This is a genomic window from Streptomyces sp. Qhu_M48 (genome assembly GCF_051305195.1).
In the GTDB taxonomy this organism is placed as follows: Bacteria; Actinomycetota; Actinomycetes; order Streptomycetales; family Streptomycetaceae; genus Streptomyces.
Window position 1 is genome coordinate 7,286,209 of sequence record NZ_CP195432.1, and the last position, 21,095, is coordinate 7,307,303.

Below are 21,095 nucleotides of genomic sequence, written 5' to 3' on the forward strand. Positions count from 1 at the left end.
TTCCGCCCCTTACAGCTTCATCAGGCTGGCGTCGTCGACCGAGGCCGAGTGGCGGGCACGGAAGACGGACACGATGATCGCGAGCCCGACGACGACCTCCGCGGCGGCGACGACCATCGTGAAGAAGGCGATGATCTGGCCGTCGAGGTTTCCGTGCATGCGGGAGAAGGCGACGAACGCGAGGTTGCAGGCGTTGAGCATCAGCTCGACGCACATGAAGACCACGATCGCGTTGCGCCGGATGAGCACCCCGACCGCACCGATGGTGAACAGCAGGGCGGCGAGGTACAGGTAGTTGACGGGGTTCACCGGGTGGCCTCCTCTTCGTCCCGGTCCCGGCCGAGCCGCTCCTCGGAGCGCTGCTCCAGGGCCTTGAGGTCGGCCAGTGCCTCGGTGGACACGTCCCGGATCTGGCCCCGCTTGCGCAGGGTCTGCATGACGGTGAGCTCCGACGGGGTGCCGTCGGGCAGCAGACCGGCGATGTCCACGGCGTTGTGCCGGGCGTAGACGCCGGGGGCGGGCAGCGGCGGCAGGTGCTTGCCGTCCCGGACGCGCTGCTCGGAGAGCTCGCGCTGGGTGGCGGCGCGCTCGGTGCGCTCGCGGTGGGTGAGCACCATCGCGCCGACGGCGGCGGTGATGAGGAGCGCGCCCGTGATCTCGAAGGCGAAGACGTACTTGGTGAAGATGAGGGCGGCGAGGCCCTCGACGTTCCCGCCGTACGCCGAGTTGGCCGCGCCGAGACCGGTGAACTCGGTCAGCGAGGCCTGGCCGATTCCGGCGATGAGCAGGATGCCGAAACCGAGGCCGCAGGCGGCGGCCCACCAGCGCTGGCCCTTGATGGTCTCCTTCAGCGAGTCCGCGGCCGTGACACCGACCAGCATGACGATGAAGAGGAAGAGCATCATGATCGCGCCGGTGTAGACGACGATCTGGACGATGCCGAGGAAGTACGCGCCGTTGGCGAGGTAGAAGACCGCCAGGACGATCATCGTGCCGGCCAGCGACAGGGCGCTGTGCATGGCCTTCTTCATCAGGATCGTGGCGAGGGCCCCGACGACGGCGACGGTGCCGAGGACCCAGAACTGGACGGCCTCGCCCGAGGACGTGGTGGAGGCGGCGAGGGCCTGGAGGTTCGCGCTCATGCGTCCGACCCCTCCGGTTCGCCCTTCTCCCCCTTGGACACGGCGACCTGGCGGACCGTACCGGGCGCGGCGTCGGTGACGAGGCCCAGGTAGTAGTCCTGCTCGGTCATGCCCGGGTAGATCGCGTGCGGGCTGTCGACCATGGTGTCCTCAAGGCCCGCGAGGAGCTGCTCCTTGGTGTAGATCAGGTTCTCGCGGGAGGAGTCGGCCAGTTCGAACTCGTTGGTCATCGTCAGCGCGCGCGTGGGGCAGGCCTCGATGCACAGCCCGCAGAGGATGCAGCGGGCGTAGTTGATCTGGTAGACGCGGCCGTAGCGCTCGCCGGGCGAGTAGCGCTCCTCCTCGGTGTTGTCCGCGCCCTCGACGTAGATGGCGTCGGCGGGACAGGCCCAGGCGCACAGCTCGCAGCCGACGCACTTCTCCAGACCGTCGGGGTGACGGTTGAGCTGGTGCCGGCCGTGGAAGCGGGGCGCCGTCGTCTTCTGCTGCTCCGGGTACTGCTCGGTCAGCCGCTTCTTGAACATGGCCTTGAAGGTCACGCCGAAGCCGGCCACCGGATTCTGGAAGTCAGACACCGTCCGTCTCCTTTCCATCACTCGCAGAGGCAGAATCGGGGGCGCCGCTGGCGACGAGGTCCCGCTCGTGCCGGGGCCTGCGCCGGGGGACGGCCGGCAGCGACTGTCCGGGCTTGGGCGGTACGGGGAAGCCTCCGGCCATCGGGTCGAAGGAGCGCGTGTCGGCCGGCCCGGCCGCACCCGCCTTCGCCTTCCGGTCGCGGAACACGTCGACCACGAAGGAGAGCAGCAGCAGTCCGAGGACGGCTCCGGCGACGTACAGGACGATGTTGGTGAAGGCGATGTTCTCGTTCCGCAGCGCCCGGACGGTGGCGACGAGCATGAGCCAGACCACGGAGACCGGGATGAGGACCTTCCAGCCGAGCTTCATCAGCTGGTCGTAGCGGACGCGGGGCAGGGTGCCGCGGAGCCAGATGAAGAAGAAGAGAAGCAGCTGCACCTTGAGGACGAACCAGAGCATCGGCCACCAGCCGTGGTTCGCGCCCTCCCAGAAGGTGGAGACCGGGTACGGGGCCCGCCAGCCGCCCAGGAAGAGGGTGACCGACACGGCCGAGACCGTCACCATGTTCACGTACTCGGCGAGCATGAACATCGCGAACTTGATGGAGGAGTACTCGGTGTTGAAGCCGCCGACGAGGTCGCCCTCGGACTCCGGCATGTCGAACGGGGCGCGGTTGGTCTCGCCGACCATCGTGACGATGTAGATGATGAACGAGACCGGCAGCAGGATCACGAACCAGCGGTCCGCCTGCGCCTCGACGATCGCCGAGGTCGACATCGACCCGGAGTAGAGGAAGACGGAGGCGAAGGCCGCGCCCATGGCGATCTCGTACGAGATCATCTGCGCGCAGGAGCGGAGGCCGCCGAGCAGCGGGTACGTGGAGCCGGAGGACCAGCCGGCGAGGACGATGCCGTAGATGCCGACGGAGGCGACCGCGAGGACGTACAGCATCGCGATCGGCAGGTCGGTGAGCTGCATCGCGGTGCGGTGGCCGAAGATCGAGACCTCGTTGCCGGCCGGGCCGAACGGGATCACGGCGATCGCCATGAACGCCGGGATGGCCGCGATGACCGGGGCGAGGACGTAGACGACCTTGTCGGCCTTCTTGACGATCACGTCCTCCTTGAGCATCAGCTTGATGCCGTCCGCGAGGGACTGGAGGAGGCCCCAGGGGCCGTGCCGGTTGGGGCCGACGCGCAGCTGCATCCAGGCGACGACCTTGCGCTCCCACACGATGGAGAAGAGCACGGTGATCATGAGGAAGGCGAAGCAGAAGACGGCCTTGATCAGGACGAGCCACCAGGGGTCCGTACCGAACATGGACAGGTCTTCGGCGGCGAGTGGCGTGGTCATGCCTGCACCTCCGTGACATCGACGGGGCTCGGGCTCGCCGGGCCGATGCGGACCAGGTCGCCGGGGTGGGCGCCGGTGTCGGAGAGGACGCCGCGGCCGGCCGAGTTCAGCGGGAGCCAGACGACGCGGTCGGGCATCTCGGTGACCTGGAGCGGGAAGGCGACGGAGCCCGTGGGCCCGGTGACTTCGAGGGTGTCGCCGTCCTTGACGCCGGTGTCGGTGGCGGTGGCGGCGGAGAGCCGGGCGACCGCCGCGTGCCGGGTGCCGGCGAGGGCGGTGTCGCCCTCCTGGAGGCGGCCGAGGTCGAGCAGGAGTCGGTGTCCGGCGAGGACGGCCTCTCCGTCGCCGGGCCGGGGCGCGGCCTGGCCGGGCTCGACGGGCTCGGAGGCCCGCTCCCCGGTCCAGCCGGCGAGCCGGTCGAGTTCCCGGCGTACGGCCCTGAGGTCGGGCAGGCCCAGGTGGACGTCGAGGGCGTCGGCGAGCATGTGGAGCACGCGCCCGTCCGACGGCGACAGGGACCGGGTCATCTGTTCCGGCTTGAGCGCGGCCTCGAACATCCGGGCCCTGCCCTCCCAGTTGAGGAAGGTGCCGGGCTTCTCGGCGACGGCGGCGACCGGAAGGACGACGTCGGCGCGCGCGGTGACCTCGCTGGGCCGCAGCTCCAGGGAGACCACGAAGGCCGCGTCGAGGGCCTCGCGGGCGCGTGCCGGGTCCGGCAGGTCGGAGACGCCGACGCCGCCGACGAGCAGCGCGGCGAGTTCGCCGGTGGCGGCGGCCTCCACGATCTGGCCGGTGTCGCGCCCGTAGCGGTGCGGGAGTTCGCGGACGCCCCAGACGCCGGCGACCTCCTCCCGCGCGCGGGGGTGGGTCGCGGGCCGGCCGCCGGGCAGCAGCGCCGGGAGCGCTCCGGCCTCGACGGCTCCGCGTTCGCCGGAGCGGCGCGGGATCCACACGAGCCGGGCGCCGGTGGCGGCGGAGACGCGCAGGGCGGAGGTGAGGGCGCCGGGGACGCCGGCGAGGCGCTCGCCGACGACGAGGACCGCGCCTTCCTGGCGGAGGGCCTCGGCGGCGGCGAGTCCGTCGCCTTCGAGACCGACCCGGGAGGTGAGCGCGTCGAGCCACTCGGTCTCGGTGCCGGGGGCGGCGGGCAGCAGGGTGCCGCCCGCCTTCGCCAGGCCGCGGGTGGCGAAGGCGGCGACCGCGTAGGTCTTCTGGCCGTGCTTGCGCCAGGCCTTGCGGAGCCGCAGGAAGACGCCGGGGGCCTCCTCCTCGGCCTCGATGCCGACGAGGAGGACGGCCGGGGCGGCTTCGAGCGAGGTGTACGTGACACCCGTGCCGTCCAGGTCGCGGCCGCGTCCGGCGACGGCGGAGGCGAGGAAGTCGGCCTCCTCGCCGGAGTGGATCCGGGCCCGGAAGTCGATGTCGTTGGTGTCGAGGGCGACCCGGGCGAACTTGGCGTACGCGTAGGAGTCCTCGACGGTCAGCCTGCCTCCGGTGAGGACGCCGGTGCGGCCGCGGACGAGACCGCGGGCGGCCGCCTCCAGGGCCTCGGGCCAAGAGGCGGGCTCCAGCTCACCGGTGCCGGGGTTCCGGACGAGCGGGGTGGTGAGCCGGTCGCGCTGCTGGGCGTAGCGGAAGCCGAAGCGGCCCTTGTCGCAGATCCACTCCTCGTTGACCTCCGGGTCGTCGGCGGCGAGCCGCCGCATGACCTTGCCGCGCCGGTGGTCGGTGCGGGTGGCGCAGCCGCCCGCGCACTGCTCGCACACCGACGGCGAGGAGACCAGGTCGAAGGGGCGGGAGCGGAAGCGGTAGGCGGCCGAGGTGAGGGCGCCGACCGGGCAGATCTGGATGGTGTTGCCGGAGAAGTACGACTCGAAGGGGTCGCCCACGCCGGTGCCGACCTGCTGGAGCGCGCCGCGCTCGATCAGCTCGATCATGGGGTCGCCCGCGACCTGGTTGGAGAAGCGGGTGCAGCGGGCGCAGAGCACGCAGCGCTCGCGGTCGAGGAGCACCTGGGTGGAGATCGGTACGGGCTTCTCGTAGGTGCGCTTGACGCCTTCGAAGCGGGACTCGGACTGCCCGTGGGACATGGCCTGGTTCTGCAGGGGGCACTCGCCGCCCTTGTCGCAGACCGGGCAGTCCAGCGGGTGGTTGACGAGCAGCAGCTCCATCACGCCGTGCTGGGCCTTCTCGGCGACGGGGCTGGTGAGCTGTGACTTCACCACCATGCCGTCGGTGCAGGTGATGGTGCAGGAGGCCATGGGCTTGCGCTGGCCCTCGACCTCGACGATGCACTGGCGGCAGGCGCCGGCGGGGTCGAGGAGCGGGTGGTCGCAGAAGCGCGGGATCTCGATGCCGAGCTGTTCGGCGGCGCGGATGACCAGGGTCCCCTTGGGGACGGAGATCTCGATGCCGTCGATGGTCAGCGTGACGAGATCCTCGGGCGGTACGGCCGGGGAGCCGCCGCCGGCCGGGCCGGCCGTGGTGACCGTCATGCCGACACCTCCTTGTGGTTGTCCGCCCAGGCGGTCGACTTGGCGGGGTCGAAGGGGCAGCCCCGGCCGGTGATGTGCTGCTCGTACTCCTCGCGGAAGTACTTCAGCGAGGAGAAGATCGGCGAGGCGGCGCCGTCACCGAGGGCGCAGAACGACTTGCCGTTGATGTTGTCGGCGATGTCGTTGAGCTTGTCGAGGTCGGAGAGCTTGCCCTTGCCAGCCTCGATGTCGCGGAGCAACTGGACGAGCCAGTAGGTGCCCTCGCGGCAGGGGGTGCACTTGCCGCAGGACTCGTGGGCGTAGAACTCGGTCCAGCGGGTGACGGCACGGACGACGCAGGTGGTCTCGTCGAAGCACTGGAGTGCCTTGGTGCCGAGCATCGATCCGGCGGCGCCGACGCCCTCGTAGTCGAGGGGCACGTCGAGGTGCTCGTCGGTGAACATGGGGGTGGAGGAGCCGCCGGGGGTCCAGAACTTGAGCCGGTGGCCGGGGCGCATGCCGCCGCTCATGTCGAGGAGCTGGCGCAGGGTGATGCCGAGGGGGGCCTCGTACTGGCCGGGCGAGACGACGTGCCCGGAGAGCGAGTACAGCGTGAAGCCCGGGGACTTCTCGCTGCCCATCGAGGTGAACCACTCCTTGCCCTTGTTGAGGATCGCGGGAACGGAGGCGATGGACTCGACGTTGTTCACCACGGTGGGGCAGGCGTACAGACCGGCGACGGCGGGGAAGGGCGGGCGCAGCCGGGGCTGGCCGCGGCGCCCTTCGAGGGAGTCGAGGAGGGCGGTCTCCTCGCCGCAGATGTACGCGCCGGCGCCGGCGTGCACGGTGATGTCGAGGTTCAGTCCGCTGCCGAGGACGTTCCGGCCGAGGTAGCCGGCGGCGTAGGCCTCGCGCACGGCCTCGTGGAGGCGGCGCAGGACGGGCACGACTTCGCCGCGCAGGTAGATGAACGCGTGCTCGGAGCGGATCGCGTAGCAGGCGATGACCATTCCCTCGATGAGGGAGTGCGGGTTGGCGAAGAGGAGCGGGATGTCCTTGCAGGTGCCGGGCTCGGACTCGTCGGCGTTGACGACGAGGTAGTGCGGCTTGCCGTCGCCCTGCGGGATGAACTGCCACTTCATGCCGGTGGGGAAGCCGGCGCCGCCGCGTCCGCGGAGGCCGGATTCCTTGACGTACGCGATGAGGTCGTCGGGGCTCATCGCGAGGGCCCGCCTGAGTCCCCGGTACCCCTCGTGCCTCTCGTAGGTCTCCAGGGTCCAGGAGTCGGGCTGGTCCCAGAAGGCCGAGAGGACCGGGGCAAGAAGCTTCTCGGGGCTGCTGTTGTTGATCTCGGCGGCCAAGGTCATCACTCCCCCTCCTGACCGGAGGTCTCACCGCGCGGGTGGACGATTCGGTGGTTCGGCTGCTCGCCCTTGGCCAGGCGCAGGCCGACGAGGGAGGCGGGGCCCGCTCCGCCGGAGGCCTCGACGGCGCCGGGGCGCTCGTCGGGGAAGCCGGCGAGGATGCGGGCGGTCTCCTTGAAGGTGCAGAGCGGGGCACCGCGGGTGGGTTCGACGGTCCGGCCGGCCCGCAGGTCGTCCACCATCGCCTTGGCGGACTCGGGGGTCTGGTTGTCGAAGAACTCCCAGTTGACCATCACCACGGGGGCGAAGTCGCAGGCCGCGTTGCACTCGATGTGTTCGAGGGTGATCTTGCCGTCGTCGGTCGTCTCGTTGTTGCCGACGGCGAGGTGCCGCTTGAGCTCCTCGAAGATGGCGTCGCCGCCCATGACCGCGCAGAGCGTGTTCGTACAGACGCCGACCTGGTAATCGCCCGAGGGCTTGCGCCGGTACATCGTGTAGAACGTGGCGACGGCGGTGACCTCGGCGGTGGTCAGGCCGAGGAACTCGGCGCAGAACGCCATGCCGGTACGGGTCACATGGCCCTCCTCCGACTGCACGAGGTGCAGCATCGGCAGGAGGGCGGAGCGGGAGTCCGGGTAGCGGTCGACGATCGCCCGGGCGTCCTCCTCCAGACGGGCGCGGACCTCGGCCGGGTACGCGGGCGCGGGGAGCTGGGGCATCCCCAGACTGATCTGGTCGGTCATCGGTCGACGCCTCCCATCACGGGGTCGATGGAGGCGACGGCGACGATGACGTCGGCGACCTGGCCGCCCTCGCACATCGCGGCCATGGCCTGGAGGTTGGTGAAGGACGGGTCGCGGAAGTGGACCCGGAAGGGGCGGGTGCCGCCGTCGGAGACGACGTGGACGCCGAGTTCGCCCTTGGGGGACTCGACGGCCGTGTAGGCCTGCCCAGGCGGGACCCGGAAGCCCTCGGTGACCAGCTTGAAGTGGTGGATCAGGGCCTCCATGGAGGTGCCCATGATCTTCGCGATGTGGTCGGTGGAGTTGCCGAGGCCGTCGGCGCCGAGCGCGAGCTGCGCGGGCCAGGCGATCTTCTTGTCGCCGACCATGACGGGGCCCGGCTCCAGGCGGTCGAGGCACTGCTCGACGATCCGGAGGGACTGCCGCATCTCCTCCAGGCGGACGAGGAAGCGTCCGTAGGAGTCGCAGGTGTCGGCGGTCGGGACCTCGAAGTCGTAGTCCTCGTAGCCGCAGTACGGGTCGGCCTTGCGCAGGTCGTGCGGGAGGCCCGCCGAGCGCAGGATCGGTCCGGTGGCGCCGAGCGCCATGCAGCCGGTGAGGTCGAGGTAGCCGACGTCCTGCATGCGGGCCTTGAAGATGGGGTTGCCGGTGGCGAGCTTGTCGTACTCCGGCAGGTTCTTCTTCATGGTCTTCACGAACTCGCGCACGGCGTCGACGGCGCCGGGCGGGAGGTCCTGGGCGAGGCCGCCGGGGCGGATGAACGCGTGGTTCATGCGCAGGCCGGTGATCAGCTCGTACAGGTCCAGGATCATCTCGCGGTCCCGGAAGCCGTAGATCATGATCGTGGTGGCGCCGAGCTCCATGCCGCCGGTGGCGATGCACACCAGGTGGGAGGAGAGCCGGTTGAGCTCCATCAGGAGGACCCGGATGACGCTGGCCCGGTCCGGGATCTGGTCGGTGATGCCGAGCAGCTTCTCCACGCCGAGGCAGTACGCCGTCTCGTTGTAGAACGAGGTGAGGTAGTCCATGCGCGTGACGAAGGTGGTGCCCTGCGTCCAGGTCCGGTACTCGAGGTTCTTCTCGATGCCGGTGTGGAGGTAGCCGATGCCGCATCGGGCCTCGGTGACGGTCTCGCCGTCGATCTCCAGGATGAGCCGGAGCACGCCGTGGGTGGACGGGTGCTGGGGGCCCATGTTGACGATGATGCGCTCGTCGTCGGCCTTGGCCGCCGACTGGACGACCTCTTCCCAGTCGCCGCCGGTCACCGTGTAGACGGTGCCTTCTGTGGTCTCTCGGGAATGCGAAAGGGGCGTCCCGGAGGGACTCGGTGAGGGGTGGTGGTCGGGAGACGTGTGGGAGTGGGACGTGGACATCAGCTGTACGACCTCCGCTGGTCCGGAGCCGGGATCTGGGCGCCCTTGTACTCGACCGCGATGCCGCCGAGGGAGTAGTCCTTGCGCTGCGGGTGGCCCTGCCAGTCGTCCGGCATCATGATCCGGGTGAGGGCGGGGTGGCCGTCGAAGACGATGCCGAAGAAGTCGTACGCCTCGCGCTCGTGCCAGTCGTTCGTCGGGTAGACGGCGACGAGGGACGGGATGCGCGGGTCGGCGTCCGGGGCGGACACCTCCAGGCGGATCAGCCGGCCGTGGGTGAGCGAGCGCAGGTGGTAGACGGCGTGCAGCTCGCGGCCCACCTCCTGGGATGTCACCGTGCCCGGGTAGTGGACGCCGGAGACGCCGGTGCAGAGCTCGAAGCGGAGCGCCGGGTCGTCGCGGAGGGTGCGGGCGACCCGGACGAGGTGCTCGCGCGCGATGTGGAAGGTGAGCTCGCCGCGGTCGACGACGGTCTTCTCGATGGCGTTCTCCGGGAGCAGCCCCTGCTCCTCCAGCGCGCCTTCGAGTTCGTCCGCGACCTCGTCGAACCACCCTCCGTACGGGCGGCCGGACGGTCCGGGCATCCGGATCGAGCGGACGAGTCCGCCGTAGCCGGAGGTGTCGCCGCCGTTGTTCGCGCCGAACATGCCGCGCTGGAGGCGGACCTCCTCGCCGTGATCCCCGCGCTGCCCCGGCAGGTTCTGCGCGCTGAGGTCCTTCTCGGGATTGGGTGTCTCGTCGCTCACCGGAGCAGACCCTTCAACTCAATGGTCGGCAGCGCCTTGAGCGCCGCTTCCTCCGCCTCCCGGGCCGCCTCCTCGGCGTTCACGCCGAGCTTGGAGGTCTGGATCTTCTGGTGGAGCTTGAGGATCGCGTCGAGCAGCATCTCCGGGCGCGGCGGACAGCCGGGCAGGTAGATGTCGACCGGCACGATGTGGTCGACGCCCTGGACGATCGCGTAGTTGTTGAACATGCCGCCCGAGGAGGCGCAGACGCCCATGGAGATGACCCACTTGGGGTTGGGCATCTGGTCGTAGACCTGCCTCAGGACCGGCGCCATCTTCTGGCTGACCCGGCCGGCGACGATCATCAGGTCGGCCTGGCGCGGTGAGCCGCGGAAGACCTCCATGCCGAAGCGGGCCAGGTCGTACCGGCCGGCTCCGGTGGTCATCATCTCGATGGCGCAGCAGGCGAGGCCGAAGGTCGCGGGGAACACGGACGCCTTGCGCACCCAGCCCGCGGCCTGTTCGACCGTCGTCAGCAGAAAGCCGCTCGGGAGTTTCTCTTCGAGTCCCATAGGTGCCCCTCAGCCCCTCAGTCCCATTCCAGGCCGCCGCGACGCCACACGTAGGCGTAGGCGACGAAGACGGTGAGCACGAAGAGCAGCATCTCCACGAGCCCGAAAAGCCCCAGGGCGTCGAAGGTGACCGCCCAGGGGTAGAGGAAGACGATCTCGATGTCGAAGACGATGAAGAGCATCGCCGTCAGGTAGTACTTGATCGGGAAGCGACCGCCTCCGGCGGGCGTGGGTGTCGGCTCGATGCCGCACTCGTACGCCTCAAGCTTTGCCCTGTTGTACCGCTTTGGCCCGATAAGCGTGGCCATGACCACGGAGAAGATCGCAAACCCCGCACCCAGGGCACCGAGCACGAGGACGGGCGCGTACGCATTCACGCTCCTCGCTCCTTCCAGTCGTCCTTGACCGTTGGACCGCACCACCGGACCGTGAAAGATCGCCCCCATGTGAGGCAGTTCACAAGCCCGGCTGCCCCGCATCTTATGCCCGCCCCTCTGTGATCTGCGACACGGGGTGCGCCAAGTAGTTTGTGATCTCTACCACCTGACGAACGATCATGAAGTCGGATGATGGGTGATCTTGTCGCGCGAAGCGCCCAGGTGATCACCAGATGTGACATCCGGACCGGAAATCGCTGATCGGAGGGGGTGTCGCACTATCAAGTGATGGTCACTACAGGCAAATTGGCGGTGGACGCGTCCGGGTGATAAAGGAACCGGCCGTCGCCCGGTCGGGGGGTCCGGCGGACGAGGGTGGACGCGTGCGCGCTTTCACGAGCGCCCGTGAGACGGACGTGTGACCTGCGTCACGTTGTGAAGGTTCGGAAAAAACGGGGCTTGGCCACCGGCGTCAAGAGGTGGTAAGCGTGGGGCAATTCGGGCTTTTCAATGAAAACCCGTGATCACGGGCCAGATACCCTCTGCCCGATTTGCCCGTTACGGCGTCAATAAGGGCGCCACAGAAGCGGATTACGAGGTTCCGAACGTAACTGTGGCGCAACCCACGTTTCTTGAAGGGAACCCTGAAGCCCTGATAGCGGTTGTACCCATGTCCCACACCGCTCACATACCCAGCCACCGGAAGCCCCGCCGCAGCGCCTCGAAGCTCGCGCTGCGAGCCGGAGTCGCCGGTGGCGTCCTCGGCACCATCGCGGTGGCCGGTGCCGCCGGGCCGGCGAATGCCGAGCCGGTGACCGAGACCATCGAAATGCCCACCCTGGGCTCCCTGGAGAACGGCGCCGGTCTCGCCAGCGCCGTCGCCGCCTCCGCCGAGGCCTCCCATCAGGAGGCGCTCGACCAGAGCCTCCAGACGCAGGAGAACGCGGCGCTGCAGAAGGCCGCCAAGGAAGCCAGGACGGCCAGGGCCGAGGCGGACCGCAAGGCCGCCGCCGAGCGCGCCGAGAAGGCCCGCCTCAAGGCCGAGCAGGAGCGCGAGGAGCAGGAGGCGCAGGAGCGCGCCTCCCGCGACCGTGCGCGCACCCAGCTCTCCACGACGTCCTCGGGCTCGTCGAGCGACGGCGGCTCGTCCTCGTCCTCGGACGGCGGCTCCTCGACCGGCTCCGACGAGAGCACCACGCAGGCCCCCTCCGGCTCCGCCGCCGCGATCGTGGCCTTCGCCCGCGCCCAGGTCGGCGACTCGTACGTCACCGGTGGCACCGGCCCCAACTCGTGGGACTGCTCCGGGCTCGTCCAGGCCGCCTACCGTCAGGCCGGCATCGACCTGCCCCGCATCTCGTACCAGCAGTCGAGCATGGGCTCGTCCGTCTCCCTGAGCAACCTGCAGCCGGGCGACATCCTGTACTGGGGCAGCCGCAGCGGCTCGTACCACGTCGCCATCTACGTGGGCGGCGGCAAGTACGTCGGCGCGCAGAACTCGTCGACCGGTGTGGTCGAGCGCTCCCTGGACTGGGACACGCCCTCGGGCGCCGTCCGCATCCTCTGATCCGTCCCTCTTCACGCCGAAGGGCCGTCACTCCTCGGGGGAGCGACGGCCCTTCGTCATGGCCGGGCGGTGACCGCTACTTCCGGAACGTCTCGATGATCCGGGCGTAGCTGTCCCCGCCGTGCCCCGCCTCGACCGCGGCGCGCATCAGCTCCAGGTGCAGCCGGGGCAGCCGCCCGTCGACGCCCCGCGCCTCCCCCGCGTGCAGCAGGTGCTCGATCGCCGCCACCTGGACGTCGATGGTGGCGTCCTCGCCCGGGTACTCCCCCGCGTCGATCTGCTCGGCGTACCCGGACATGAACCAGGAGACCGTGGACAGCCAGCGGTTCGCGACCGCCGTGAAGTCCTTGGCCGCCACGCCGTCGGCGCCGGCGAGGGCGGTGGCGTGCAGCCAGCCGCCGAAGACCGACCACATGAGCCCGAGCAGTCCGGCGTCGTACAGCGAGGCGAGTCCCGCGTCCGCGCCGAGGTCGACCGGGTCGCCCAGGACGGCCAGGGTCGCGCGGTGGCGGGCGAGCAGCTCGGGGCCGCCCGCGTACAGGATCATGTTGGCGCTGTCGCCGACCCCCGGCGGGGTCGTCATGATGCCGCCGTCCAGATAGCCGATGCCGTGTCCGGCGGCCCAGTCGGCGGTCTCGCGGGCCTGCTCGGGCGAGCCGGTGGTGAGGTTGACGAGCACCCGGCCGCGCAGCGACTCCGCCAGCGGGTCGAGGAGTTCGCGTACGGCCGCGTAGTCGAGGACGCAGACGACGACCAGCTCGCTCGCGGTGACCGCCCCGGCGACGTCGGCCGCGCGCACGGCGCCCCTGTCGACGAGGGGGTCGGCCTTGCCCGGGGTCCGGTTCCAGACGGTGGTGGGGTGCCCGGCGGTGAGGAAGGCGTCGGCGAGGGCGGCGCCCATCAGCCCGAGCCCGATGACGGTCACGGGGGCGGCGGTGGCGGGGGTGCTGACGTTCTGTTCGTTCATGGGATCCACGCTCGCAGCGACGGAATCCGGCCGAAAGTGGCAGGACTGACGACATGCGCAAAATTCCTGCCGGGGGTGTCGTAGGGTCGGCGCCATGAGTGCGGGAGTGGTCGCCATCGCCGTCGTACCGGACCGGCGGATCGGGACGTCGGTCTGGGAGCTGTACGAGATCGCCATCGCCTGCGCGGTCTTCGGCAATCCCCAGCCTGATCTGGCGGATCCCTGGTACGAGCTGCGGCTGTGCGGGGACACGGGTCCGGGGCCGGGGACCGGGATCTTCTCGCTGCGCGTCGATCACGGTCTGGACGGGCTCGTCGGCGCGGACACGGTCATCGTGCCGTCCGTGCCCGACGCGGTCGTCGAGGACGGCGAGGAGGTCCCGCCCGATCTGGTGGACGCCCTGCGCGAGGCGGCCGCGTCCGGTGCTCGGATGGTGTCCCTGTGCACCGGGGCCTTCGCGCTCGCCGCCGCCGGACTCCTCGACGGCCGCCGGGCCACCGCCCACTGGCAGCACACCGCGCAGCTCGCCGCCCGCCACCCGGGCGTCCTCGTGGACGACTCCGTGCTCTACACGGACGAGGGGTCCGTGCTCACGAGCGCCGGGACCACCGCGGCGCTCGACCTGTGTCTGCACCTGGTCCGACGGGACCTCGGCGCGACCGTCGCCGGGCAGCTGGCACGGCGGCTGGTCGTCCCGGCCCACCGCAGCGGTGGCCAGGCCCAGTTCATCGAGGCGCCGCTGCCGCCGCGTGACGCCGACGGTCTCGGTCCCGTCCTGCAGTGGGCGACCGAGAACCTGGCCGAGCCGCTGACCGTCGACGACCTCGCCCGGCGGGCCCGGCTGAGCACGCGGACCTTCCACCGCAGGCTCCAGGAGGCCTGCGGGACCACGCCTCTGCAGTGGCTGCTCCAGCAGCGCCTGGCCCGTGCGCAGAGCCTGCTGGAGGCCACCGATCTGCCCGTGGAGCAGATCGGCGGTCTCAGCGGTCTGGGTACGGCGGCGAACATGCGCCGTCACTTCACGCGGACGGTCGGGGTCTCGCCGACCGACTACCGCAGGTCGTTCAGGCCTTCGGCGCGACCTTCGACAGCCCGTTGATGATGCGGTCCATGGCGTCGCCGCCCGTCGGGTCGGTGAGGTTCGCCAGCATCTTCAGGGTGAACTTCATGAGCAGCGGGTGGGTGAGGCCGCGCTGGGTCGCGATCTTCATGACCTTCGGGTTGCCGATGAGCTTCACGAAGGCGCGGCCGAGCGTGTAGTAGCCGCCGTAGGTGTCCTTCAGGACCTGCGGGTAGTTCCGCAGGGCCAGTTCGCGCTGGGCGGGGGTCGCGCGGGCGTGCGCCTGGACGATGACGTCGGCCGCGATCTGGCCGGACTCCATGGCGTACGCGATGCCTTCGCCGTTGAACGGGTTGACCAGGCCGCCCGCGTCGCCGACGAGCAGCAGGCCCCTGGTGTAGTGCGGCTGGCGGTTGAAGGCCATCGGGAGGGCGGCGCCGCGGATCGGGGTCGTCATGTTGTCCGGGGTGAAGCCCCAGTCCTCGGGCATCGAGGCGCACCAGGCCTTGAGGACCTCGCGCCAGTCCAGTTCGCGGAAGGCCTTCGAGGAGTTGAGGATGCCGAGGCCGACGTTGGAGGTGCCGTCGCCCATGCCGAAGACCCAGCCGTAACCGGGCAGGAGGCGGTCCTCGGCGCCGCGGCGGTCCCACAGCTCCAGCCAGGACTCCAGGTAGTCGTCGTCGTGCCGGGGCGAGGTGAAGTACGTGCGGACGGCGACGCCCATCGGCCGGTCCTCGCGCCGGTGCAGGCCCATGGCGAGGGAGATCCGGGTGGAGTTGCCGTCGGCGGCGACGACGAGCGGGGCGTGGAAGGTGACCTCGCGCTTCTCCTCGCCGAGCTTGGCGTGGACGCCGGTGATCCGGCCCGTGCGGTCGTCGATGATCGGGGAGCCGACGTTGCAGCGCTCGTACAGGCGCGCGCCGGCCTTCTGGGCCTGTCGGGCCAGCTGCTCGTCGAAGTCGTCGCGCTTGCGGACGAGTCCGTAGTCCGGGTACGAGGCCAGCTCCGGCCAGTCGAGCTCCAGGCGGACGCCGCCGCCGATGATCCGCAGGCCCTTGTTCCGCAGCCAGCCGGCCTCTTCGGAGATGTCGATGCCCATGGAGACGAGCTGCTTGGTGGCGCGGGGGGTGAGGCCGTCGCCGCAGACCTTCTCGCGGGGGAACGCGGTCTTCTCCAGGAGGAGGACGTCGAGTCCGGCCTTGGCGAGGTAGTAGGCGGTGGTGGATCCGGCCGGGCCGGCCCCGACGACGATGACGTCCGCGCTGTGCTCGGAGAGGGGCTGCTCGGTCACGGCGAGGTCTCCCGGTGGTTGGGCGATGAGGACGTGTCGAAGTCTAGGGGGGTCGGTGGCGGCGGAGTCGGAGGGCTGCCCGTCGGCCCGCCCGGGAGCGGAGGCGCGGTCGGCCACTTCCACCCCAGCGAGGCCGTAGCGTCGTACGGCCCCGGGTCAGGCGGGCTTGAAGCCCCGGTGGAGCGCCACGATGCCACCGGTCAGGTTCCGCCAGGCCACCCGCGACCAGCCGGCCTTCTGCAGCATGCCCGCCAGGGTCGGCTGGTCCGGCCACGAGCGGATGGACTCCGCCAGGTACACGTACGCGTCCGGGTTCGAGGAGACCGCGCGGGCCACCGGCGGCAGCGCGCGCATCAGGTACTCCTCGTACACCGTGCGGAACGGCGCCCACGTGGCGTGCGAGAACTCGCTGATGACGACCCGGCCGCCGGGCTTCGTCACCCGGTACAGCTCGCGCAGCGCCTGCTCGGTGTCCTGGATGTTCCGCAGCCCGAAGGAGATCGTGACGGCGTCGAACACGTCGTCACGGAAGGGCAGCTTCGTGCCGTCGCCCGCCGTGAACGGCATCCACGGGTGGTTCTTCTTGCCGACCCGCAGCATCCCCAGCGAGAAGTCGCACGGCACGACGAACGCGCCCGCGCGGGCGAAGGGCTGCGAGGAGGTCGCCGTACCGGCGGCCAGGTCCAGGATCCTCTGCGCGGGACGGGCGTCGACCGCCTTGGCGACCTCCTTGCGCCAGCGCCGGTCCTGGCCCAGGGAGAGCACGTCGTTGGTGAGGTCGTAGTTCGCCGCCACGTCGTCGAACATCGAGGCGACTTCGTGCGGCTGCTTGTCCAGGGTGGCGCGGGTCACTGGCGTTCGGCCTCGCAGAATCGGGGTACGGGCGGGCGCGTCCATCATCTCAGGGCCGCTCCCGCCCCGACCGGCAGGGCGCGCTCAGCGGGCCCGGTGGACCAGACGGCCCTCGATGACGGTCGCCACGCAGGTCGACGGGCCGAGGCGGACCAGCGCGGCCCGGTCGGGGACGTCGAAGACGGCGAAGCGGGCGGGGCCGCCCGGCGCCAGGCCGGGCAGGAGCACCAGCGGCACCGGCGAGAACGACGGCCGGTCGGGGAGCTTCTCGGGGCGGCGGCCGACGGCCAGACCGACCCGGCGCACGGCGTCCAGGGCGGCCCGGCTCCGCAGTTCGCCGGCGACGGCGACCGTCCCGTGGGCGAGGAGCCGCTGCACGCAGCGGCGCGCGGAGGCGGCGCGCCGGGAGGCGTCCATCCGGAAGATCCGCTGCGCCCGCTCGCCGGTGATCGGCTCGGTGCCGAAGCCCTCGGCCTCCCGAGGGTCCGGGTGGTACATGCCTTCGAGCAGCTCGGGGCCGTACGGGTTGAGGAGTCCGGGGGTGAGGATGCCGGGCCACCGCCGCACCCGCGCCTCGGGGCGGACGGCGACCAGGTCGTCGAAGGGGCCGACGGCGGCGATGCCCGCGCCGTCGAGCAGGACGGCGGTCTCGGGCGAGGCCTCGGCGACGTGGAGGGTCAGCACCGGCGGGTCAGTTCGCGTTCAGGAGCTTCAGCTCCGGGTGGGCCGTGCCGCCCTCGATCGCCGTGGACGAGATGTGCGAGGCCACGCGGTCGTCGACCGGGTCGTTCGCCGGGTCGTCGTGGACCACGATGTGCTCGTACGTGGTGGTGCGCTGCGCCGGGACGCGGTCCGCGGTGCGGATCATGTCGATCATCTCGCGCAGGTTGGAGCGGTGCTTGGCGCCCGCCGAGGAGACGACGTTCTCCTCCAGCATGATCGAGCCGAGGTCGTCGGCGCCGTAGTGCAGGGTCAGCTGGCCGATCTCCTTGCCCGTGGTGAGCCACGAGCCCTGGATGTGGGCGACGTTGTCGAGGAAGAGACGGGCGATCGAGATCATCCGCAGGTACTCGAAGAGCGTGGCCTGCGTACGGCCCTTGAGGTGGTTGTTCTCGGGCTGGTACGTGTACGGGATGAAGGCCCGGAAGCCGCCCGTCCGGTCCTGCACGTCACGGATCATGCGCAGGTGCTCGATCCGCTCGGCGTTGGTCTCGCCGGTGCCCATCAGCATGGTGGAGGTGGACTCGACGCCCAGCCCGTGGGCGATCTCCATGATCTCCAGCCAGCGCTCGCCGCTCTCCTTGAGCGGGGCGATGGCCTTGCGCGGCCGCTCCGGCAGCAGCTCGGCGCCGGCGCCCGCGAAGGAGTCGAGGCCCGCCGCGTGGATGCGGGTGATCGCCTCCTCAACGGAGACCTTGGAGATGCGGGCCATGTGCTCGACCTCGGAGGCGCCGAGGGAGTGGATGACCAGCTGCGGGAAGTCCTTCTTGATGGCGGCGAAGTGCTCCTCGTAGTACTCGACGCCGTAGTCCGGGTGGTGGCCGCCCTGGAACATGATCTGGGTGCCGCCGAGCTCCACGGTCTCCGCGCAGCGGCGCAGGATGTCGTCGAGGTCGCGGCTCCACCCCTTCTTGGTGTCCTTGGGGGCGGCGTAGAAGGCACAGAACTTGCACGCCGTCACGCAGACGTTCGTGTAGTTGATGTTCCGCTCGATGATGTACGTCGCGATGTGCTCGGTCCCCGCGTAGCGGCGGCGGCGCACGGCGTCGGCGGCGGAGCCGAGGGCGTGCAGGGGCGCCGAGCGGTAGAGGTCGAGCGCCTCCTCCGGGGTGATCCGGCCACCCGCGGCGGCGCGGTCGAGAACGGCTGCGACATCAAAAGACGTGAGTTCGGCCTTCTCGGTCACCGGTGTCCCTTTCGGAGGGGTTCTGACAGACCGAACCAGCGTACGCCAGCGCTCCCCGCCGCTTCCGCCGGGTGCCGCGCGGGGGGCGCGCCGGTAATGCGGGGCGGGGCGGGCGGGGATAGGCGGACGGGCCGGGCACGGGATAGGCGGGGCGGGCACGGGATAGGCCGTGCGGGCCGGACGGGGATAGGCCGTGCGGACCGAGTGGGGATAGTGGGGATATATGAATGAATTGCCGGTCGGGGGCGCGGTGGCGTATTCCGGGAAGCCGAAAGGGGAACGCGCCGCATTCCGTCCGGACCGTGACCGACCGGCCGGGCGCTATCGCCGTTCCGGCGGCAGCAGTTCGACCGTGACGTCGCCGGGGAAGCCGGTCGTGGGGCCGGTCCGGCGGGCGAACTCGCGGACCCCGGCGAACTGCTCGGGGCCGAAGCGGAAGTCGAGGGTACGGAAGTACCGCTCCAGGAGTTCGGCGTCGAAGGTCTCCCAGCGGGCGGCCTGCTCGGCGACCTTGGCGACCTCCTCCAGGGAGAGGTCCCGGGACGCCAGGAACGCCCGGTGCACCTCGTGGACGGTCTCCGGCTCGCGCGCCAGGTAGTCCTTGCGGGCCGCCCACACGGCGAAGACGAACGGGAGGCCCGTCCACTCCTTCCACATGAGTCCGAGGTCGTGGACCTGGAGGCCGAGCCGCGGCGCGTCGTGCAGCGAGGCCCGGAGCGCGGCGTCGCCGATGAGGACGGCCGCCTCGGCCTCCCGCATCATCAGGCCGAGGTCAGGGGGGCAGGTGTAGTAGTCCGGCGCCACCCCGTACCGCTCGGAGAGCAGCAGCTGGGCGAGGCGTACGGAGGTGCGGGAGGTGGAGCCGAGGGCGACGCGCGCTCCGTCCAGCTCCGCCAGGGGCCGCTGGGAGACGATCACGCACGACATCACGGGACCGTCGCAGCCGACGGCGATGTCCGGGAGCGCGACGAGGTCCCGCGCGTTGCGGAGGTACTCGACGAGGGTGATGGGGCCGATGTCCAGATCACCCCGCACGAGCCGCTCGCTGAGCTTCTCCGGGGTGTCCTTGCTCAGTTCCAGGTCAAGGAGCGTTCCGGTCCTGGCCAGGCCCCAGTACAGGGGGAGGCAGTTCAGGAACTGGATGTGCCCGACGCGGGGCCGGCTGCGCTGCTGCTCGTCGGTTGCATTGTCCACATCGTGAGGCTAGACCCGTCTCGTACCGTGGGCATCGCCGGGGCACACGCGTCAGCGCCTGGAGCGAGACCGAACGTGCGAGTGACGTGATCTTTCCCTCTACCGCCCCACGCGCCCTGCGTGCTACGCTCAACGCAAGTTGCAGTTTGGTTTCCCTTGCAGTACAGAGCCTGCGGAGCATGTGACCCGCGGGCTTTTGTAGTTTTCAGACTTGTTTGCAGGATCTGGAGCAGGGCGACCCTTTGGCCCATAGGAGGGCTCATGGCTACCGGAACCGTGAAGTGGTTCAACGCTGAAAAGGGCTTCGGCTTCATCGCCCAGGACGGCGGCGGCCCGGATGTCTTCGTCCACTACTCCGCGATCAACGCGAACGGCTTCCGTTCGCTCGAGGAGAACCAGCTCGTGACCTTCGACGTCACGCAGGGCCCGAAGGGCCCGCAGGCGGAGAACGTCTCCCCGGCCTAAGGTGCCTGGGCCGGCGAGCACGCACGACTAGAGCAGTACCCAAGGAGCCCCGCTCCGTGTCCTCGGACACGAGTGGGGCTCCTGCCTTTTCCGTACTCTGGACACATGACCGAACGCAAGCCGCCCGGAGTCAGCTTCGAGTCGTTCGTGGACAAGCAGATCCGCGAGGCGTCGGAGCGGGGTGAGTTCAGCCGTCTGGCGGGCTTCGGCAAGCCGCTCCCCGACGATTCGGCCCCGTACGACGAGCTGTGGTGGATCAAGGGCAAGATGCACAGCGAGGGCGCGTCCGTGCTGCCGCCCTCGCTGGCCCTCCGCAAGGAGGCCGAGGACGCGGAGGCGGCGGTCGCCGCCGCCGTCTCGGAGAGCCAGGTCCGCCGCGTCCTCGGCGAGATCAACACCAAGATCGCCGCAGCGCTCCTGCGCCCGCCGGCCGGGCCTCCGCTGAACCGGAAGCCCTTCGACGTCGACGCCGTGGTGGAGCGGTGGCGGGCGGAGCGTTCCTGACCCCTGGCACGTCGCCGGAAGGAGCCCCCATGAACAGCGCCGGTCTGCTGGCCGACACCTTCGGCAGGGTCCGGGAGGCCGTCCACGAGGCCGTGGAGGGACTGTCAGAGGACGAGCTCTCCGTACGCCTCGATCCGGACGCCAACTCGATCGCCTGGCTCGTCTGGCACCTCACCCGGATCCAGGACGACCACCTCGCGGGTGCCTTCGGCACGGAGCAGCTGTGGGACACGGACGGCTGGCGGGACCGGTTCGGGCTGCCGTTCCCGGCGGCGGCGACCGGCTACGGCCAGACCCGCGCCCAGGTCGCCGAGGTCCACGCCCCCGCGGAGCTGCTGCTCGGCTACCACGACGCCGTGCACGCCCGTACCCAGGAGCTGATCGGCGCGGTCACGAACGCGGACCTGGACCGGGTCGTCGACACCGCCTGGGACCCACCGGTCACCCTCGGCGTCCGCCTGGTGTCGGTGCTCGCGGACGACCTCCAGCACGCGGGGCAGGCGGCGTACGTGCGGGGTGCGGTGGAGCGGCGGTGACGTCGGGCGGTGGCGCCGTCACGTGCGGCCACTTCGCCTGTTCCGTAAGGAAGTTCA

At 70.5% G+C, this 21,095-nt stretch carries 22 protein-coding genes; 5 read left to right on the forward strand and 17 right to left on the reverse strand.

Annotation, left to right across the window (positions count from 1 at the left end; genetic code table 11):
- Positions 1–9: 9 nt before the first annotated feature.
- The 11 genes from nuoK to ACRRSS_RS32735 are packed head-to-tail and all read right to left on the reverse strand — an operon-like array spanning position 10 to position 10,699.
- A complete protein-coding gene (nuoK, locus tag ACRRSS_RS32685) occupies positions 10–309 on the reverse strand; it encodes an NADH-quinone oxidoreductase subunit NuoK (RefSeq protein WP_148005711.1) in 300 nt (99 codons plus the stop codon).
- Positions 306–1,142, reverse strand: coding sequence for an NADH-quinone oxidoreductase subunit J (locus ACRRSS_RS32690; RefSeq protein ID WP_435974610.1), 837 nt, complete (start codon positions 1,140–1,142; stop codon positions 306–308). Before ACRRSS_RS32690 ends, nuoK begins: the two co-directional genes overlap by 4 nt.
- Positions 1,139–1,735 carry an NADH-quinone oxidoreductase subunit NuoI gene (gene nuoI, locus ACRRSS_RS32695; protein ID WP_435974611.1) on the reverse strand — a complete coding sequence of 199 codons (597 nt, stop codon included), beginning with the start codon at positions 1,733–1,735 and terminating at the stop codon, positions 1,139–1,141. Before nuoI ends, ACRRSS_RS32690 begins: the two co-directional genes overlap by 4 nt.
- On the reverse strand, positions 1,710–3,071 hold the full coding sequence (gene nuoH, locus ACRRSS_RS32700; protein ID WP_351902358.1) for an NADH-quinone oxidoreductase subunit NuoH: 1,362 nt from the start codon (positions 3,069–3,071) through the stop codon (positions 1,710–1,712). The genes nuoI and nuoH overlap by 26 nt, the downstream gene beginning before the upstream one ends.
- Positions 3,068–5,566, reverse strand: coding sequence for an NADH-quinone oxidoreductase subunit G (locus ACRRSS_RS32705; protein ID WP_435974612.1), 2,499 nt, complete (start codon positions 5,564–5,566; stop codon positions 3,068–3,070). Before ACRRSS_RS32705 ends, nuoH begins: the two co-directional genes overlap by 4 nt.
- Complete coding sequence (nuoF, locus tag ACRRSS_RS32710; protein ID WP_435974613.1) at positions 5,563–6,915, reverse strand: NADH-quinone oxidoreductase subunit NuoF; 1,353 nt, start codon at positions 6,913–6,915, stop codon at positions 5,563–5,565. Before nuoF ends, ACRRSS_RS32705 begins: the two co-directional genes overlap by 4 nt.
- On the reverse strand, positions 6,912–7,652 hold the full coding sequence (gene nuoE / locus ACRRSS_RS32715) for an NADH-quinone oxidoreductase subunit NuoE (protein WP_435974614.1): 741 nt from the start codon (positions 7,650–7,652) through the stop codon (positions 6,912–6,914). Before nuoE ends, nuoF begins: the two co-directional genes overlap by 4 nt.
- The gene (locus tag ACRRSS_RS32720) at positions 7,649–9,025 is read right to left on the reverse strand and encodes an NADH-quinone oxidoreductase subunit D (protein ID WP_435974615.1); all 1,377 of its coding nucleotides are present in this window, start codon (positions 9,023–9,025) and stop codon (positions 7,649–7,651) included. Before ACRRSS_RS32720 ends, nuoE begins: the two co-directional genes overlap by 4 nt.
- Positions 9,025–9,771: an NADH-quinone oxidoreductase subunit C gene (locus ACRRSS_RS32725; RefSeq protein ID WP_435974616.1), complete on the reverse strand. Its 747-nt coding sequence runs from the start codon at positions 9,769–9,771 to the stop codon at positions 9,025–9,027. Before ACRRSS_RS32725 ends, ACRRSS_RS32720 begins: the two co-directional genes overlap by 1 nt.
- Complete coding sequence (locus ACRRSS_RS32730; RefSeq protein ID WP_024756031.1) at positions 9,768–10,322, reverse strand: NuoB/complex I 20 kDa subunit family protein; 555 nt, start codon at positions 10,320–10,322, stop codon at positions 9,768–9,770. Before ACRRSS_RS32730 ends, ACRRSS_RS32725 begins: the two co-directional genes overlap by 4 nt.
- 17 nt (positions 10,323–10,339) lie before the next feature.
- The gene (locus ACRRSS_RS32735) at positions 10,340–10,699 is read right to left on the reverse strand and encodes an NADH-quinone oxidoreductase subunit A (RefSeq protein ID WP_019888619.1); all 360 of its coding nucleotides are present in this window, start codon (positions 10,697–10,699) and stop codon (positions 10,340–10,342) included.
- A 670-nt stretch (positions 10,700–11,369) separates the two neighbouring features.
- Here ACRRSS_RS32735 and ACRRSS_RS32740 point away from each other — a divergent pair.
- Entirely contained in the window at positions 11,370–12,263 is an 894-nt protein-coding gene (locus ACRRSS_RS32740) for a C40 family peptidase (RefSeq protein ID WP_435974617.1), read from the forward strand.
- 76 nt (positions 12,264–12,339) lie between these two features.
- On the opposite strand, the gene ACRRSS_RS32745 is transcribed toward ACRRSS_RS32740, so the two are convergent.
- Positions 12,340–13,230: an NAD(P)-dependent oxidoreductase gene (locus ACRRSS_RS32745; RefSeq protein ID WP_435974618.1), complete on the reverse strand. Its 891-nt coding sequence runs from the start codon at positions 13,228–13,230 to the stop codon at positions 12,340–12,342.
- A gap of 94 nt (positions 13,231–13,324) precedes the next feature.
- Between ACRRSS_RS32745 and ACRRSS_RS32750 the strand changes: the two genes are divergently transcribed.
- On the forward strand, positions 13,325–14,329 hold the full coding sequence (locus ACRRSS_RS32750; RefSeq protein WP_435974619.1) for a helix-turn-helix domain-containing protein: 1,005 nt from the start codon (positions 13,325–13,327) through the stop codon (positions 14,327–14,329).
- Here the strand turns inward: ACRRSS_RS32750 and ACRRSS_RS32755 are convergent.
- From ACRRSS_RS32755 to ACRRSS_RS32775, 5 genes are all read right to left on the reverse strand, one after another.
- The gene (locus ACRRSS_RS32755) at positions 14,295–15,581 is read right to left on the reverse strand and encodes a geranylgeranyl reductase family protein (RefSeq protein WP_435974620.1); all 1,287 of its coding nucleotides are present in this window, start codon (positions 15,579–15,581) and stop codon (positions 14,295–14,297) included. The genes ACRRSS_RS32750 and ACRRSS_RS32755 overlap by 35 nt on opposite strands.
- A 156-nt stretch (positions 15,582–15,737) precedes the next feature.
- Positions 15,738–16,433 (reverse strand): demethylmenaquinone methyltransferase, encoded by a 696-nt coding sequence (locus ACRRSS_RS32760; RefSeq protein WP_351902324.1) that lies wholly within the window; start codon positions 16,431–16,433, stop codon positions 15,738–15,740.
- Between the two features lie 84 nt (positions 16,434–16,517).
- The gene (locus ACRRSS_RS32765; protein ID WP_435974621.1) at positions 16,518–17,117 is read right to left on the reverse strand and encodes a hypothetical protein; all 600 of its coding nucleotides are present in this window, start codon (positions 17,115–17,117) and stop codon (positions 16,518–16,520) included.
- 7 nt (positions 17,118–17,124) lie between these two features.
- On the reverse strand, positions 17,125–18,339 hold the full coding sequence (gene mqnC, locus ACRRSS_RS32770; protein ID WP_435974622.1) for a cyclic dehypoxanthinyl futalosine synthase: 1,215 nt from the start codon (positions 18,337–18,339) through the stop codon (positions 17,125–17,127).
- A 321-nt stretch (positions 18,340–18,660) separates the two neighbouring features.
- Entirely contained in the window at positions 18,661–19,533 is an 873-nt protein-coding gene (locus ACRRSS_RS32775) for a menaquinone biosynthetic enzyme MqnA/MqnD family protein (RefSeq protein ID WP_435974623.1), read from the reverse strand.
- 261 nt (positions 19,534–19,794) lie between these two features.
- Between ACRRSS_RS32775 and ACRRSS_RS32780 the strand changes: the two genes are divergently transcribed.
- The 3 genes from ACRRSS_RS32780 to ACRRSS_RS32790 all read left to right on the forward strand — a co-directional run bounded on the left by ACRRSS_RS32780 (position 19,795) and on the right by ACRRSS_RS32790 (position 21,038).
- Positions 19,795–19,998 carry a cold-shock protein gene (locus tag ACRRSS_RS32780; protein ID WP_015035453.1) on the forward strand — a complete coding sequence of 68 codons (204 nt, stop codon included), beginning with the start codon at positions 19,795–19,797 and terminating at the stop codon, positions 19,996–19,998.
- Between the two features lie 105 nt (positions 19,999–20,103).
- On the forward strand, positions 20,104–20,502 hold the full coding sequence (locus tag ACRRSS_RS32785; RefSeq protein WP_435974624.1) for a DUF1992 domain-containing protein: 399 nt from the start codon (positions 20,104–20,106) through the stop codon (positions 20,500–20,502).
- Between the two features lie 29 nt (positions 20,503–20,531).
- Positions 20,532–21,038 (forward strand): mycothiol transferase, encoded by a 507-nt coding sequence (locus tag ACRRSS_RS32790; protein ID WP_435974625.1) that lies wholly within the window; start codon positions 20,532–20,534, stop codon positions 21,036–21,038.
- The last annotated feature ends 57 nt before the right edge of the window (positions 21,039–21,095 follow it).